This window comes from Paraburkholderia humisilvae, from assembly GCF_902859855.1.
GTDB classification, from domain to species: domain Bacteria; phylum Pseudomonadota; class Gammaproteobacteria; order Burkholderiales; family Burkholderiaceae; genus Paraburkholderia; species Paraburkholderia humisilvae.
Genome location: NZ_CADIKH010000418.1, coordinates 1 through 822, shown reverse-complemented (window position 1 = coordinate 822; position 822 = coordinate 1). Strand labels below are relative to the sequence as shown.

General features: G+C 55.5%; 1 protein-coding gene. It reads left to right on the top strand.

Annotated elements, in window-relative coordinates:
• A partial coding sequence (locus HV796_RS43900) for a hypothetical protein (RefSeq protein ID WP_217478262.1) occupies positions 1 to 256 on the top strand: 256 nt, incomplete at its 5' end.
• Positions 257 to 822: the final 566 nt, after the last annotated feature.

The following is an 822-nucleotide window of genomic DNA, read 5'->3' as shown; positions in this document are numbered from 1 at the left end:
GTCGCTCGCAACAAGCTCAAAAGCGCTCAGCACCGACCTTCGATCATCGCCGCGTGCTGGATTCAGGCAACCTTGTGGTGACGTCATGATTTATGGAAAGGTCAATAGGCCGTTTCCAGCAGCGCGACGAGGCCTAGCAATCGTGGCGCGATGGACGCACGTGATCGACTACGCTTCCCGCACGGCGGCAATCAACTGCCGCGCATCCGCCGTGCCGTGGGTCTTCCTGCACAATCTGCCCACGATCCCCTGCTGATGGTTTGCGCAGTGCCGCACAAGTTCGATACTTCTGTCTGCCTCATGAAGGTCGGCGAGTTCCGTCTGAAATCAGGAAATCGACCTTATAACGACAGAGAGCACCGAGCGGTCATACCTGTGTAAGGCATTATCGCAGGCCGGTCGCGCTCGCGCTTCGAAGCTGATGCACCCGGCGTTACAGCGCGGAGCGGCCCGCGCCTGACCACGCCAAGACCAGGTGAAACCGTGGTTCCCCCGGCGAGAGGCCCCTTCCCGGCGCAAGACCATTTGCCCCTTTCTGGTAAGGACACTACACCCGGAATAATAGTTTGATCACAGCACAGGCGAAGGTCCAAAATACAAAATATAAATTAATCCCACTCAAAACAAATCAACCCGGATTGAGCCACATAATTCGACCTTGACCAGATCCACCCGCACAACGCACCATTAATATATACGATAAGGTCACCCACTTATTGACCTTTCCATAAATCATGACGTCACCACAAGGTTGCCTGAATCCAGCACGCGGCGATGATCGAAGGTCGGTGCTGAGCGCTTTTGAGCTTGTTGCGAGCGACG